The sequence below is a fragment of the Rhodoferax sp. genome, from assembly GCF_018063565.1.
Taxonomy (GTDB): domain Bacteria; phylum Pseudomonadota; class Gammaproteobacteria; order Burkholderiales; family Burkholderiaceae_C; genus Rhodoferax.
This window is the reverse complement of the sequence record NZ_JAGPBB010000088.1, coordinates 1-14535: the sequence shown is the minus strand read 5'-3', so window position 1 is coordinate 14535 and position 14535 is coordinate 1. Positions and strand designations below refer to the sequence as shown.

The following is a 14535-nucleotide window of genomic DNA, read 5'->3' as shown; positions in this document are numbered from 1 at the left end:
AGGAACCAACATGAACGCAGGGGCGAAACGCAGCCATTGGCATGGCGGATAAAAACCACTGGATCCAGGTGCTGCGCGGTGTCGCCGCACTGATGGTGGTGTTCTTTCATCTCGGAGAGTATTGGGCCCTGGTGCCCGAACTTCAGTTCACCAAGGTCGTGACCCATTGGGGCTTCGCCGGCGTCGACATCTTTTTCGTGCTCAGTGGTTACGTGGTTTACCAGTCGGCTGACAAATCAGAATTTGATGTCCGACGGTTCCTCACACGCCGTGCCATGCGCATTTATCTGGGTTACTGGCCTGTGCTTCTGGCATTGGTCGTGCTCAGCATCTTTGGCCTGACCTACCCATCCGAGCATCGCAATCTCTCCAGTGTTCTGCTGTTGGAACCTTTCATGTGGAACAACTGGCTGCCGACTGCCTGGTCTCTGACCTACGAGCTGTACTTCTACCTCTGGATTGCCTTCATCTGTGCGCTGAAGTGGGTTCCCCGCGGTCTCACGCTGCTTGTTTTCATTCTGGCCGTCCTGGTATGGAACCTGGCTGTCCTGTTGCTTTACCCCGCTGAGGTCTATGCGGGCCATCAGACGCTGCGTTTTCCGATGACCAGCCTGGGGCTTGAGTTTCTGGCGGGTGCCGCCATCGCACACCTCAATCGGCGCCATCGCCTGATGGTCGACCGGCCCACGACCTTTTTTATCATTGGATGTCTGCTGGTCATTGGCGGGTTTGCTTTGGGCACCTCTTCCCCCCAATTCGACACCATCGACATTCTTCGGGCGGGCAGCTACGGTGTGGCCGCCATGGGGGCGCTGCTGGCTGTGCTGGCAATGTCAGGGTTTTCTCTCAAAGCGCCGCTTATTCTGGTTGCCATTGGCGACGCATCCTACAGCCTCTACCTGATCCACCCGATTCTCTTGTGGCTGATGGGTGCCTTTCAGTTTCGATACATTGCCGCCGGCAGCCTGGGACAACTGGGTTTTCTGCTGTTGGTTCCTGTCCTGGTCGTGGTCATATCGCTTTTCTGGTTCCGTTGGGTGGAGCACCCCCTGTTCCAGGCGGTTGCCAACGATAATCTGGTTCAACGCCTGCTGGATCAATGGAGAAACCGTTTGTCCCGTTAGATCCGCCATCACAACCCATGAAACCATTGGCACAATGGCCGCTGGCCCAGCGGCAAAACATCATCGGCGTGTTCACCGACATCGACGACACGCTGACAACCCACCAGGCCATCACGCCTGATGCCCTGCAAGCGCTGGCCGACCTGAAAGCGGCCGGTTTGGCGGTGATTCCGATCACCGGTCGGCCGGTGGGCTGGTGCCAGCCGCACGCGCTGGGCGATGCGGCGCGCGGTCTGCCAGCCTGGGCGGTGGATGCCATCGTGGCCGAAAACGGCGGCGTGGCCTATGTGCCAGAAAATATGGGTAGAAATGGCCTCCAGCCCATACAGGACAAGCAGCGTAAGCTACATAAAATATATCACTCCGATGCCGCAACGCGGGCCGTCAATTACGCCCGGATGCAGCAAGTGGCCCAAATCATCCTGCAACAGGTGCCCAGCAGCGCCATCTCCACCGACCACGCCGGACGCGAAACCGACATTGCCATCGACTACAACGAGACCTCGCTGCTGCCGCCCGACAAGGTAGCGCAGGTGGTGGCGCTGTTTCAGGCGCACGGTATGCACGCCACCGTCAGCAGCATCCACATCAACGGCTGGTTTGGCGAGCACAACAAACTGGAGGCGGCGCGCTGGATGACCCGCACCCTGTTCAATCGCGTGCTCGACGACGAGATCGAGCGCTGGGCCTATGTGGGCGACTCCACCAACGACCAGTTGATGTTTAAGCACTTCCCGCACAGCATCGGTGTGGCCAACATCCACCGTTTTGACGCTCAACTGGTGCACTGGCCGCGCTACGAGACCCCCAGCGAGCGTGGCGCTGGCTTTGCCGAGGTGGCCAGCGCGCTGCTGCAAGCCCGCGCGGTGTGATGCCCACCCTGCCATGACCGCCGAGCCCAAAGCCGACATCACACCCACAACCGACCACCGCCCCAACGCCGCGGCGGGTGGCTCGCACGTCGGTTTGCTGGCGGTGTTTGGCTCCACGTTTTTTGAGCTGTGCGGCATCTTCATGCTGTCGCCGCTGCTGCTCTTGATGCTCAAGGACGCACGGGTTTCCACCACGGTGGCCGGGCTGTTTGCTGCCACCACCTGGCTGGGCGTGTTCATCGTCACACCGTTTGCCTCGCAACTCACACGCCAGATCGGCCGGCGCCCGTCGATGTGGTTGGCCTCGGCGACACCCCTGGTGGCCACGCTCGGGTTCATGCTGACGGATGCGCTGTGGGTCTGGTTTGCGCTGCAACTATTGGCCGGTGTGGCCGGTGGCCTGCGCTGGGTGCTGGCCGAGGCCTTTATTGCTGAATTTGCACCGCCACAGCTCATTGGCCGCACCATCGGCACCTATGCCACGCTGGTCGGGCTGACCTTTGTGGTGGGGCCGGTGCTGCTGGCCGCCGTGGGCACCGACAGCCCTCATGCCTTGTGGTGGCCGTTTGCGCTGCTGGGCCTGGGACTGGGCTGGACGGCGCTGATCCCGCGTTTGCCCGCCGACCACGACCAACACAGCGCCCGGGTCGGCTGGCAAGGGCTGGTGCAGGCGGTTCTGGCGCACCCGGTGATCATGCTGGCGGGTTTTGTCGGCGGATTCTTTGAGCTGGGACTGGCCTCCACGCTGCCACTGTATGGCTTGAGTCTGGGTCTGGGTGCCAGTGCCAGCGCGCTGCTGGTCGCCGTCAGCGGGGCCGGTGGTACCTTGATGGCGCTGCCAGCGGGCCTGCTGGCCGACCGGTTTGCCTCACCCGCGCAGGGCCGACGCCGCCTGATGCGCGCATTCGCCGCGCTGATCCTGCTGTCGGCCTGCGCCAGCCCGTGGGTCGTGCCGCACACCCCGCTGATCTGGCCGATGGTCGCCATTTGGGGCGCAGCCGGTGGTGCCTTGTACACACTGGCCATGATCGACATTGGTGCACGTGAAAAAGGCATCACCCTCGTCAATAGCACAGCGGTGCTGGTTCTGGCCTACACGCTGGGTGGGCTGGTGGCGTCAGCCTGCTCGGGTGTGGTGATTGAGCACTCGCTCACACTGGGTTTCCCAGTCTTGTTGATGGGCGTCGGCGCTTTGGGGTTGCGGGCGTTGTGGGAGCAGCCGCAGCTTGGCTGACAATGGAGGTACGAGAGCCTCGCTGCGACTACACCGAGCGGCACTTTTCCAACGGAGCCTTCCATGTTTTTTGCCACTGACCTCGACACCGTCACCCACGGCATCCAGCTGGCCGTGGCCCCAGTGTTTTTGTTGACCGCCGTGGCCGGCATGATTGGCTCGGTGGCGGGGCGCCTGGCGCGCATCATCGACCGCGCCCGTGTGCTTGAAGACCGCATTGACGCCGGTCCGGTCAGCGACCCGATGTTGCCGGCGTTCAAAGAACTCAAGCAACTGCGCCAGCGCGGTGCGCTGGTGAACTTTTGCATTGCCCTGCTGACCTTTTGCGCCATCATGATTGGCCTGACCATCGTGACGCTGTTTTTGAGCGAGACCACCCAGGTCGAGATGTTTCGCCTGGCCACCGTGCTGTTTCTGGCCGGTGTGAGCTTTTTCCTGTTGGCACTGCTGTGTTTTCTGGCCGAGACGCTGATTGCCACCCGTATGCTTAAATTTGGCCGCAACATCCGGTCAAACAAAAACTGACACGCCCCACCATGCCTCAATCCAAGCACCTCAAACCCCTCTTGGGCACCCACCGTATCTGGAGTCAGCTCAGCACCAGCGCCCGCGACAAACTGTCTGCCCAGTTCCGTACTGAATCGTTCACAGCCACTACAGTTTTACTGCCCCAAGGCGAGTTGCCGCACCAGCTGGGCTGGATCCTGAGCGGTGACGTAACGCTCAGCGACCCGGACCTCAGGTTGTCGATCAGACTCGGCGCTGGCGATCTGTTTGGCTATGGCGTCACCCCAGCGGCGCAGTTACCAACCTGGCAGGCTCTGGCCAGCAGCGATTGCGAGGTGGCCTGGCTGGCACCTGACGCCCTGTTGGCGGTGTGTGAAAAGGCTCACGCACTGTGTTACTTTTTCCCCAGCGCTCAAAACCCCAGCGCTCAAGCGGCCAGTGCCGTGCCGCAAAGCCCGGACACCGCCGCGCTCAACCTGCTGAGCACGCCCATCCGCGCGCTGATCAAACGCCCACCCATCACCCTGTCACCGCAGACCCCGGTGCAGGCAGCGGCCGCACTGATGCGTGAATTGCGCGTGTCATCTGTGCTGCTGGTTGAAGACGGCGAACTGTTTGGCCTGATCACCGACCGCGACCTGCGCAGCCGCGTGGTGGCCGACGGGCTGGACATCAGCCACCCGGTGTCTGACATTGCCACCCGCGCACCGATGACGGTGCAAGCCAACAGCCCTGCGTTTGAGGCCTTGCTGTTGATGGCACGGCACAACATCCACCACATGCCGGTACTCGACGGCAACACCCTGGCCGGCATGATCACCACCACCGACCTCACCGAGCAGCACAGCAGTTCGGCAGTCTATCTGGCCGGTGACATCTACAAACAAAGCTCGCTGGACGGTTTGATGGCCATCAGCGCCCGCGTCAAGGCGCTGCAGCAAAACCTGGCCGCGGCCGACGCCAGCGCCTACAGCACCGGCCACATCGTCACCGCCATCACCGACGCATTGACCGTGCGGCTGATCCAGATGGCCGAAGCTCAGCTTGGCCCGGCCCCGGTAGACTACCTCTGGGTGGCTGCGGGCAGCCAGGCGCGAAACGAGCAAACCGCCAAATCCGACCAGGACAATTGCCTGATTCTGGATGACCGCTTTGACGCGGCAACCCATGGCGACTACTTCAAGGCGTTCTCCAGGTTTGTCTGTGATGGCCTAGCCGCCTGCGGCTATGTGCACTGCCCGGGCGACATGATGGCCATGACCGACACCTGGCGCCAGCCGCGCAAGGTGTGGGCCGACTACTTCCGCAAATGGGTAGAGCAGCCCAAACCCAAGTCGCTGATGCTGACCTGCGTGTTTTTTGACCTGCGCGGCATTCACGGCAACCCCAAGCTGCTGGAAAGCCTGCACCGCGATGTGCTCAATCACACCCAGGGCAACAGCCTGTTTCTGGCGCACATGGTTGGCAATGCACTCAAACATCGCCCGCCGCTGGGCATGTTTGGGTCGATCTCGCTGACCAAGGGCGGAGAACATCCCAACACCATCGACCTCAAGCACAGCGGCATCGTGCCGATTGTCGATCTGGCGCGGGTTTATGCGCTGGCGGCCGGCGTGTCCGTGGCCAACACGCATGACCGGCTGGAGGTGTCATCACAGGCCGGCGAAGTCAGCGCCCAAAGCGCCCGCGACTTGCGCCACGCGCTGGAGTTTCTTGGCAAGCTGCGCATTGCCCATCAGGCCCGGCAAACCCGCGCCAACCAGACCCCCGACAACTTTCTGGCACTCGAAGAACTCAGCAACTTTGAACGCAGCCACCTGAAAGACGCCTTTGGTGTGGTGCAAACCTTGCAAGGGGTGCTGGGTCAGCGCTACTCGGGCGGGCGGTTTTGACACCAACTCAAATAAGGGAAAACCCTAGGCAAAAAATATATTTGTGGCAACATAATCACCCTGCTTTTCTTTTTTAGCGATCAGAACAGCATACGAGTTCGGAGCCCTTCGGGGCTCCTTTTTTTTGCGCCACGCGCCATCAAGCCTGAACCAAATGCGCGCGTACCCGCTTCATCAGCAGATCATCAAAGGTATAGAACCCTTTGCCGCAGTGCTGTAGCTCCCCCAAAGCAAACGCCGCGCCGGTGCCAAACGCCTCGCGGCGGATGGACTCATGAATCAGGCGCACCGTCTGGTGCGGAAAACCAAAAATTACCTCATGATGACCCACGATGCCACCCAGTCGCATCGAGACAATCCTGTCGTCGTCCACCGACAGGCTTTTGGCGATTTTTTTGGCTGTGCCCGACACCTCGGGTTTCTCACGAAAGTGCTGCTCCAGAATCTCCACGTCGGCAAAGGGTGCAATCTCACGCAGCAGTTTGGCCGCCATGATCAAAAAGTTGATGCCCACCGTGATATTCGGGGAGCACAACACGGGTGCGTGCACCCCAAGAGATTCGATGTAGGCCAGTTGCTGCGCGTTGTACGACGAGATTGCCGTGACCAGTATCAGGCCCCGACGCGCGACGTGTTCGCCGTACACCCCCACTGAGTCAGCGCCGGAAAAATCCACCAGCGCGTCTACCGGATGGGCATCCAGCCAATCACCAAAACTCGCTGACTGTAGCGCCACCAGCGGCAATTGCGTGCCGTGCACATGCGCTAGTTCTGGCGTACCCGAACGTGTCGCCACCCATTGCAACTCGTAGCGTGGGTCTTGTTGCAATACCCCCGCCACCGCGCTGCCCGCTTTACCGTAGCCAACCAATCCGACTTTCATGCTGTGCTCCTCAGGGTTTATCCAACGCCCAGACAATCCGACGCTGCGGCCAATATAACAAAAACATTTGTATAAATGTATGATGCTTAACCCTGAGCCTTGAGACACCCTATGCGCCCCCACCCCCATGTGACCACTGCCTTCATGAACGAGCTGAAAGACAGCCATTTATGGCGCGGTCGGGCTATTTTTATTGGCTTCGCAGCACTCTCCGGGCTGACCGTGGTGGCCTTTACCTGGCTGGCAGAACACGCATTGACCCTGTTTTTCTCGGTTCAACAGCGCCACGCCTGGATGCCGCTGATCTGGACACCTCTGACTGCCGCAGCAATTGTGTGGGTGACGCGGCGTTTTTTTGCTGGTGCCGCGGGCTCGGGCATCCCGCAGGTGATGGCCGCGCAGCATGAGAGCGTGCATGCGCACACCCGCCCTTTGTTTGTCTCGCTCAGGCTGAGCGTGGCCAAGATATTTCTCACCACCTGGGGCTTGCTGGCCGGCTTGTCGCTGGGGCGTGAAGGTCCGTCAGTGCAAATTGCCGCCGGTGTGATGCACAGCGCCCGGCATTGGTTGCCCAAACGCTCGCAAATCAACGACCACAGCTTGCTCACCGCAGGCGGTGCGGCCGGCATTGCAGCCGCCTTTAACACGCCCCTGGGCGGCATCATGTTCGCCATCGAAGAACTCAGCCGCAAGCCCGAGCAGCGCAACCACAGCCTCACCGTGGCCGCCATTGTGCTGGCCGGGCTGATGGGGGTGTCGGTGTATGGCAACAACAGCCACTTCGGGGTGATTCACATCGAAGACTTTGGGTGGCACGTGTTTTTCCCGGCCATCTTGGTCGCTCTGAGTTGTGGCGTGCTGGGCGGCTTGTTCTCGCGCTTGCTGGTGGTGTCGTTGGCGGGGCAGTCCACCGACTGGTTCAGCCGCCAGCGACGGACACACCCCGTGGCGTTTGCAGGGGCTTGCGGTCTGGCGGTGGCGGTGATCGGTCTGGTGACCTTGGGTGCCACCTTTGGCAGTGGTTATGGCCACACCAAGGCCGCGCTTGACAACACCGGCGACACCTCGGCTTTATACGTGTTGTTGAAATTCGTCGCCACCTGGCTCACCACCTGGGCCGGTGTGCCCGCCGGTATTTTTGCACCTTCACTGGCCATTGGCGGTGCACTGGGGGGTGACATCGCCCAACTCACCGGGTATGTCAATGCCCCGACGCTGATAGCGCTGGGCATGGCGGCTTTTTTGGCCGCCGTGACGCAGGCACCGCTCACCGCGTTCATCATCGTGATGGAGATGGTCGATGGCCATGCCCTGGTACTCAGCCTGATGACCAGCGCCTTGCTGGCAAGCGGCGTATCGCGGCTGATCAGCGCACCGCTTTACAGCGCATTGGCCGATTTACAACTGCACCGGTTGCCGAAAGACTAAGACCCCGCCGCACCGTCACGGTGCAAAAATGGCCGTATCATGGACGCCACACTCCGTGAGCGCTGACATGTCTGGCTACACCCCCTCAACACCTGAAAACGCGGACGCGGCTCAAGTTTTACGCCGCTTTCGTGTGGTCTTCAATGCCGTTCGCACGCACTTCAGGCAGGTCGAAAAAGAGTCTGGCCTGGGCGGCGCCCAGGTCTGGGCACTGAGCCTGATCCGCAGCCAGCCGGGTATGGGTGTGGGCGATGTGGCCAAGGGCATGGACACCCACCAGTCAACCTCCAGCAATCTGGTGAAACTGCTCGTCAAGAAACAACTGGTGACGATGACCAAGTCGCTTGAGGACAAGCGGGTGGTCGAGTTGCGCATCACGCCCGCCGGCCAGGCCGTGCTGGCCCAGATCCCGGGGCCGTTCGAAGGGGTGCTGCCCGGCGCGCTTGGCCAACTCGATGCCAGCACACTGGCCCGTCTCAACCGCGATTTGGGTCAGCTGATCGGCGCGCTACACGCTGACGAGAGTGCCGGCCATATTCCGCTGGCCAACCTGTAAAGCCGCCCGGCAGAATTTGTAGAACAAAATGGCATCAAGCCCTTATGCCACCTGCGCAATCAGCTATATTTATTGAACCGAGCCGGTGGCCGTGGCTCAGTGGTTTAACTGGAACTCCAGCACATAAAACGCGGCACCGGCAAAGTAGCCCAGGGCCGCCAGCCAGCTGATCTTTTTCATGTACCAGATAAAGTCAATCTTCTCCAAACCCATGGCGGCGACACCCGCGGCCGAACCGATGATCAAAATCGAGCCCCCGGTACCGGCACAGTAGGCCATGTATTCCCACAGAAAACTGTCCGGCGGGTACTGGGTCAAGCTGTACATGCCCATCGAGGCCGCCACCAGTGGCACGTTGTCCACCACCGCACTGACCAGGCCAATCAACGTCACGATAACGTCCTGACGCCCCACTGACTGATCAAGCCATTGGGCAACTGAGGTCAGGATATGACTGTGTTCCAGTGAAGCCACGGCCAGCAGGATGCCGATAAAGAACACAATCGATCCCATGTCAATCTTGGTCAGGGCGTGCACCAGGGTGAAGTGCTCTTTGGCATCGTCTTCCTTGTTCTTATGGATCAAATCACCCACCAGCCACAACAGACCCAAACCAAACAAAATGCCCATGAAAGGCGGCAAATGGGTCACGGTCTTGAACACCGGCACCAAAACCAAAATACCAAGACCCATGAAGAACATCAGATTCTTCTCGAAACCCGTCGCCTTCAGTTGATCAGACTGCTCTGAGGCAACCCCTTCCACACCGCGGCCACGCAGCAGGAAGGCGGTCACACTGAGCGGCACCAGCAGGTTGACGATTGAGGGCAAAAAAACCCCCTTCATGATGGCCAGACTGGTGACCTGGCCACCGATCCAGAGCATGGTGGTGGTCACGTCCCCAATGGGTGTCCAGGCACCACCGGCATTCGCGGCAATCACGATGATCCCGGCAAAAAACAGTCGGTCGCTACGCTGATTCAAAAGCTTTTTCATCAGCGACACCATCACGATGGTGGTGGTCAGGTTGTCCAGAATAGCGCTGAGGAAAAAGGTGACGAACCCGACCATCCACATCAAGGTGGAGAGCTTGGTGGTTTTGATGCGTGACGTGATCACCTCAAAGCCGTTGTGCGCGTCGACCACTTCCACAATAGTCATGGCCCCCATCAGGAAGAACACAATTTGTGCCGTACCCATCAAGGATTCACCCAACTGCTCGCTCACCACATGCGGATCACCCTTGGACAACGCATAAATCGTCCATAACAACCCGGCACCCACCAGCGCCGAGGCTGATTTGTTCACCTTGAGCGGATGCTCCAAGGCAATGGCAGCATACGCCAGCACAAACACAATCACCAGCCAAGTAATCATTTCCAACACTCCTGTTCGAACCCGTAAGGGAATTCACGTAAGTGCATTATCCCTGACGAGTCGCAGGGCATTCGTCAGTACTTCAGGCGTGCGTAGTAGGTTTTTTGCGCCGCCTCACGCGCCTGGCGCAGGGTGGTGATGCCCATCGCCTGCAGCAGCGGAATCAACCGCAGCCACACCTCAGCCGTCACCATGGCGTCTCCCAGCGCGGTATGGCGACCCAGAATCGTCACATTGAAGCGTTCGGCAATCGCTTCCAGCCGGTGCGACTCCTGATTGGGGTGCACCACCGCTGACAGCAGCAAGGTATCGAGCACCGGGTGGCTGAACACCAGCCCGGTGTTTTTTTCCTGCAACTGCAAAAACTTCATGTCAAACGCCGCGTTGTGCGCCACCAGCACTGTGTCCTGGGCAAAGGTGTAAAAGGCCGGCAGCACCTCGGTGATCAGCGGTTTGCCGCGCACCATGTCTTGCGTGATGCCATGAATCGGAACGGTGGCAGCCGGAATCAGGCGCCCCGGATTGACCAGTTGCTCAAAACTCTCCTGCTTGAGCAGCTTGCCGTTGACACAGCGTGCCGCACCGATCTGGATGATCTCATCCCCTTCGGATGGGTTCAGGCCAGTGGTTTCGGTGTCAAACACGGTGTAACTCAACTCCGACAGCAGCCGGTCGTCGAGCGCACTGGACTGATCAGTGGTTTGGAACAGATCAAAGTCGTAGTACTCGGGACGGCTGTCATTTTGCAAAATCTGCGTCGCCTCAAGCTGCTCCTGGATGCTGGCCAGCGGTAGCAGGAACCGGAAAAAGGCCTCGTGGCGCACCCGCTCGCGCTCGAACCACATTTCGCCGCCATGGCGCTCAATCACGTCGCGCACTGTCAGTGGCGTGCTCTCGGCACCAAACCGCATGCTGTCCATCTCCCAGCTCATCACCGTCTCGGTGCTCATCACCTGGCCAGTCCAGATCAGGTCCAACTGCGCCCGCGCGCCGCTGGCTTGCAGGCGCAAGCGGAAAAATTTCACGTCAAACTCGTCCACCAGGCGCATGGCCAGGTAGTCCAGTGCCTGCGTCAGGCTGAAGCTGTCGACCTTGAGCCAGATCGAGCTGTCAAGGTTTTCCAGCGTCACGCCACGCTTGTTGCGCACCTCAATGCGTCGTTGCGTGGCCAGCAACACGTCGGCACCCAGCATTTCTTCGAGCGGCCAGCGCGCTTTCAGGCCCTGGGTGGACTTTTGGGTCATGTCGGTGATACGCGCGCTCAGGCTGCCCACCTCCTCGCGCACCACACCCAAAAAGCGCTCGCGCATCGGCTCGTCCAGGTCCGGGTAGGCCAGCATGTCGACAGCCGCCTGAATATTGGCCAACGAGGCTCGACTGCCTTCAGTCAGGCCGTGCAACAGCTGGTCGCGCAGGTTTTCCTCTTCAAAGGCACGGGTGACGTTGTCGAGCATCAATACAAAACCGGTGATGTCGGCTGCCCCTTCAGACGCGTCGACATTGCGCACCGGTGCCATTTGGGCCTTCAGCAGTTGCCCGGACTGGGTGGTGGTCACAAACTGCGCGGTCGGACTGCCCGCTCCGCGGCTGACACGCTGGCGAATACTCTCCAGCGCGTGCGCCACCAGCTGTCGCTCAAACACCGCGTAAATCGAGCGGCCAATACCCACCAGTTCCGCGCCGCCCGCCAGTCCAGGTGACTTGGACAAAGTCTTGAACTGCAACCGGGCGCGGTTGTTGTAGAGGATGATGCGCCCATCCAGGTTGCACACCACCACACTTTGCGTCAGCTCCGACATCAGCGCGGCCAGCCGGTTTTTCTCTTGCTGCACGTTCTGGCTGGCCTGGGCGATCTGCGCTGCCACGTCCTCACGCAAGCTGTCGCGCTGCGACGCCAGCTGAAAGATCACCTCGGCCAGCGCCTTGGTTTCCTTGGTGCCCTGATGGTTCATCGGGGTGGCTTTGGGGGAGGCCAGCAATACCTGCGTCTGCTCCACCAGCCTTGCCGGCGCCGTGGCATAGCGCCGAAACAGCCAGCGCAGCGTGGCACCAATGGCCACCAGACCAAAAACCCAGGTCAGACCAATCAGCGCCAGGCGGGGTGCCAATTGCTCGGACACCAACGCGCGCTGCGCCGGCTCCAGGGTCGAGGTAATCAGCGCGATGGTCAGGGCCAGCCACACCACCGAGGCCACGCCAATCACCACAATCGCCTGGATCAGGCGGCGATCGACCTTCATGCCACGCGACCCAGCATTTGCGCCACCTTTTGCACCAGATCGCGCGTCGCAAAGGGTTTTGTCATATAGGCATCGGCGCCCAACGCCGTGCCTTTGGCCATATCCGTGTCGCGCCCCTTGGCGGTCAGCATGAGGATCTTGACGCCCTGCAGCGACTCATTGGCGCGCACTTCCTGGCACACCTCAAAGCCGGTCTTTTTGGGCATCATCACGTCCAGCAGCACCAGGTCAGGCGTCTCGCGGGCGATCGCGTCCAGCGCCTCCTGACCATCGCGTGCCACCACCACGCTGTAGCCCTCACGTTTGAGCAGGTACTCCAATGAAATGACGATATTGGGCTCGTCGTCGGCCACGAGTATTTTGTGTGTCATGCTTAGTCTCCGTTTCTAGCTATTTTCAGGGCTGGCGGCGCTGTTATGCGGCAAAAAGAACAAAAAACACGCGCCATGGGGCGGGCTGGATTCCAGCCACAACCGTCCACCAAAGTGCTCCACAATCTGTCGGGTGATCGGCAAACCCAGACCGGTGCCTTGCGGCCGATTGGTGGCCTCACCGCCCTGACGGAACTTCTCAAAAATCAGCCCCTGCTGCTGCTGCACCACGCCGGGTCCGTTGTCTTGCACCGAGACCGTCACACCGTCGTCGGCACTGTGCAGACTGACCCTGATTCGCCCGCCCGGCACCGGCACAAACTTGGCCGCGTTGGACAGCAGGTTGAGCATCACCTGCATCAGCCGATCAGGGTCTGCCATCAGGCGCTGTGGTTGGCTGGGCAATTGCAGGTCCACCGCAATCTGACGCTCATGCAACAACTCCGCCGTCGTGGCCACCGACTTGCGAATCAGGTCACACAGGTCAACCTGTTCACTTTGCCACTGCGCGTGACCAGACTCGATCTTGGCCATGTCCAGCACCTGGTTCACCAAGCGCGACAGGCGCTCGGTTTCACCCACGATGATGCCAATAAACTGACCACGCTGTGCCGCAGGCATTTCCGTGTCATCGCGCATCAGTTCGGCCAGGGCACGGATCGAGGTCAGTGGCGTGCGCAGTTCATGCGTCACCGACGACATGAAGTCGTCCTTGAGCCGGTCCAGGCTCTTGAGTTGTTCGTTGGCAGCGCGCAACTCGGCGGTGGCGCGCTCCAGCGAGGCTGACTTTTCCTCGAGTTCCAGCGAATGTGCACGCAACTGCGAGGTCTCATCCAGAATGCGCAACACGTCATCAGGCGTCAACGACTCTTCCTCAACCGTGGACGCCACCAGCACCCGCGCCGACGCGCTACCCACCGCGCCCGCCAAATGGGTTTCTACAAACTGCACCAGCCGGGCGTCAGCAGTAATCGCCATGCCATCGCCAAGGCCGGATTCATGACCATAAGTCAAAAACAGGCTACGCGCTTTATCAGTGCCGAGATATCGCTCACATAAACGCAGCAAATCAGGCACCTTGGCCTGACCGCGCCAGAACACCGGGCTGCCCATGTCGGTACGGTCAAACACATCCACAAACAACATCGCCTGGCTGGCCTCCTGGCCCGAGGGGCCTCGCCAAAGCGACAGCCCCACATAAGCGCCTATGTTGACCAGCAAACTCCAAAACAAGGAGTGGGTCAAACTGTCCAGACCCACCAGCCCGAACAGATGTTCGGGGCGCAACCAGGTCAGACCCGCCAGACCTTGGGTCAGAAAAGCGTCGTCCAGCCAGCCTGATTTGGCCAGCGAAGGCAGCATCAAGGTGTACGACCACATCACAAACCCGGCCAACAAGCCCGCCAATGCACCGGCGCGGGTCCCGCCTTTCCAGTACATACCGCCGAGCACGGCCGGCGCAAACTGCGCCACTGCGGCAAAGCTGATCAGCCCAATGCTCACCAGTGCATACGCCTCGCCCGCCAGGTGGAAGTAGGCATAGCCCAGGACCAGAACACCCAGAATGGCCGCGCGACGGATGTTGAGCAAGGCCCAGGTCAGGTCGTGCCCGGCACCAGGCTGAAAATACCGGGTGCGCAGCAGCAGCGGCATCACCAGTTCATTGCACACCATGGTCGACACGGCGATGGTTTCCACAATCACCATGCCGGTGGCGGCCGACAGACCGCCAATAAAAGCAAGCAAGGCCAATGCGTGCTGACCCGCCGCCAGCGGCAACGACAAGACAAAGTTGTCGGCATTCATCTGCCCAGGGCCAAAATACAACAAGCCGGCCAATGCGATCGGCAGGACAAACAGATTGATGGCCAGCAAATACAGCGGAAAAACCCAGACCGCCCGGCGCAAATGGCTCTCCGAGACGTTTTCAACCACCATCACCTGGAACTGGCGCGGCAAAAAGATGACCGACAGCATCGACAACAGCGTCAGCGCAAACCATTGGGTCCAGGCAAAGCTGCTGCCCTGTTCCAGGCGAAGCAAATTGGCCA

General features: G+C 60.3%; 12 protein-coding genes. 7 read left to right on the top strand and 5 right to left on the bottom strand.

Annotated elements, in window-relative coordinates:
* Positions 1-41 precede the first annotated feature (41 nt).
* The 5 genes from KBF66_RS16025 (at position 42) to KBF66_RS16005 (ending at position 5629) form a co-directional block, all read left to right on the top strand.
* Positions 42-1124, top strand: coding sequence for an acyltransferase (locus tag KBF66_RS16025; RefSeq protein WP_296659453.1), 1083 nt, complete (start codon positions 42-44; stop codon positions 1122-1124).
* Positions 1125-1141: 17 nt separating this feature from the next.
* Positions 1142-1996 (top strand): HAD-IIB family hydrolase, encoded by an 855-nt coding sequence (locus KBF66_RS16020; RefSeq protein ID WP_296659450.1) that lies wholly within the window; start codon positions 1142-1144, stop codon positions 1994-1996.
* 13 nt (positions 1997-2009) lie between these two features.
* Positions 2010-3230 (top strand): MFS transporter, encoded by a 1221-nt coding sequence (locus KBF66_RS16015; RefSeq protein ID WP_296659447.1) that lies wholly within the window; start codon positions 2010-2012, stop codon positions 3228-3230.
* A gap of 63 nt (positions 3231-3293) precedes the next feature.
* The gene (locus tag KBF66_RS16010; protein ID WP_296659445.1) at positions 3294-3755 is read left to right on the top strand and encodes a DUF2721 domain-containing protein; all 462 of its coding nucleotides are present in this window, start codon (positions 3294-3296) and stop codon (positions 3753-3755) included.
* An 11-nt stretch (positions 3756-3766) separates the two neighbouring features.
* Entirely contained in the window at positions 3767-5629 is a 1863-nt protein-coding gene (locus KBF66_RS16005; RefSeq protein WP_296659441.1) for a putative nucleotidyltransferase substrate binding domain-containing protein, read from the top strand.
* A 139-nt stretch (positions 5630-5768) separates the two neighbouring features.
* Here KBF66_RS16005 and KBF66_RS16000 read toward each other — a convergent pair whose 3' ends face one another.
* Positions 5769-6512 (bottom strand): dihydrodipicolinate reductase C-terminal domain-containing protein, encoded by a 744-nt coding sequence (locus KBF66_RS16000; protein WP_296659439.1) that lies wholly within the window; start codon positions 6510-6512, stop codon positions 5769-5771.
* A 111-nt stretch (positions 6513-6623) separates the two neighbouring features.
* On the opposite strand from KBF66_RS16000, the gene KBF66_RS15995 reads away from it, so the two are divergent.
* Both KBF66_RS15995 and KBF66_RS15990 read left to right on the top strand, forming a co-directional pair.
* Entirely contained in the window at positions 6624-7940 is a 1317-nt protein-coding gene (locus tag KBF66_RS15995; RefSeq protein WP_296659434.1) for a chloride channel protein, read from the top strand.
* Positions 7941-8007: 67 nt separating this feature from the next.
* Positions 8008-8496 (top strand): MarR family winged helix-turn-helix transcriptional regulator, encoded by a 489-nt coding sequence (locus tag KBF66_RS15990; RefSeq protein ID WP_296659430.1) that lies wholly within the window; start codon positions 8008-8010, stop codon positions 8494-8496.
* A gap of 96 nt (positions 8497-8592) precedes the next feature.
* Here the strand turns inward: KBF66_RS15990 and nhaD are convergent, their stop codons facing one another.
* The 4 genes from nhaD to KBF66_RS15970 all read right to left on the bottom strand — a co-directional run.
* Positions 8593-9873 (bottom strand): sodium:proton antiporter NhaD, encoded by a 1281-nt coding sequence (gene nhaD, locus KBF66_RS15985; protein WP_296659427.1) that lies wholly within the window; start codon positions 9871-9873, stop codon positions 8593-8595.
* A 74-nt stretch (positions 9874-9947) separates the two neighbouring features.
* On the bottom strand, positions 9948-12113 hold the full coding sequence (locus KBF66_RS15980) for an exonuclease domain-containing protein (protein WP_296659423.1): 2166 nt from the start codon (positions 12111-12113) through the stop codon (positions 9948-9950).
* On the bottom strand, positions 12110-12484 hold the full coding sequence (locus KBF66_RS15975) for a response regulator (protein ID WP_296659419.1): 375 nt from the start codon (positions 12482-12484) through the stop codon (positions 12110-12112). The genes KBF66_RS15980 and KBF66_RS15975 overlap by 4 nt, the downstream gene beginning before the upstream one ends.
* A 15-nt stretch (positions 12485-12499) precedes the next feature.
* Positions 12500-14535, bottom strand: a 2036-nt coding sequence (locus KBF66_RS15970) for an ATP-binding protein (protein WP_296659416.1), incomplete at its 5' end; no start/stop codon positions are given.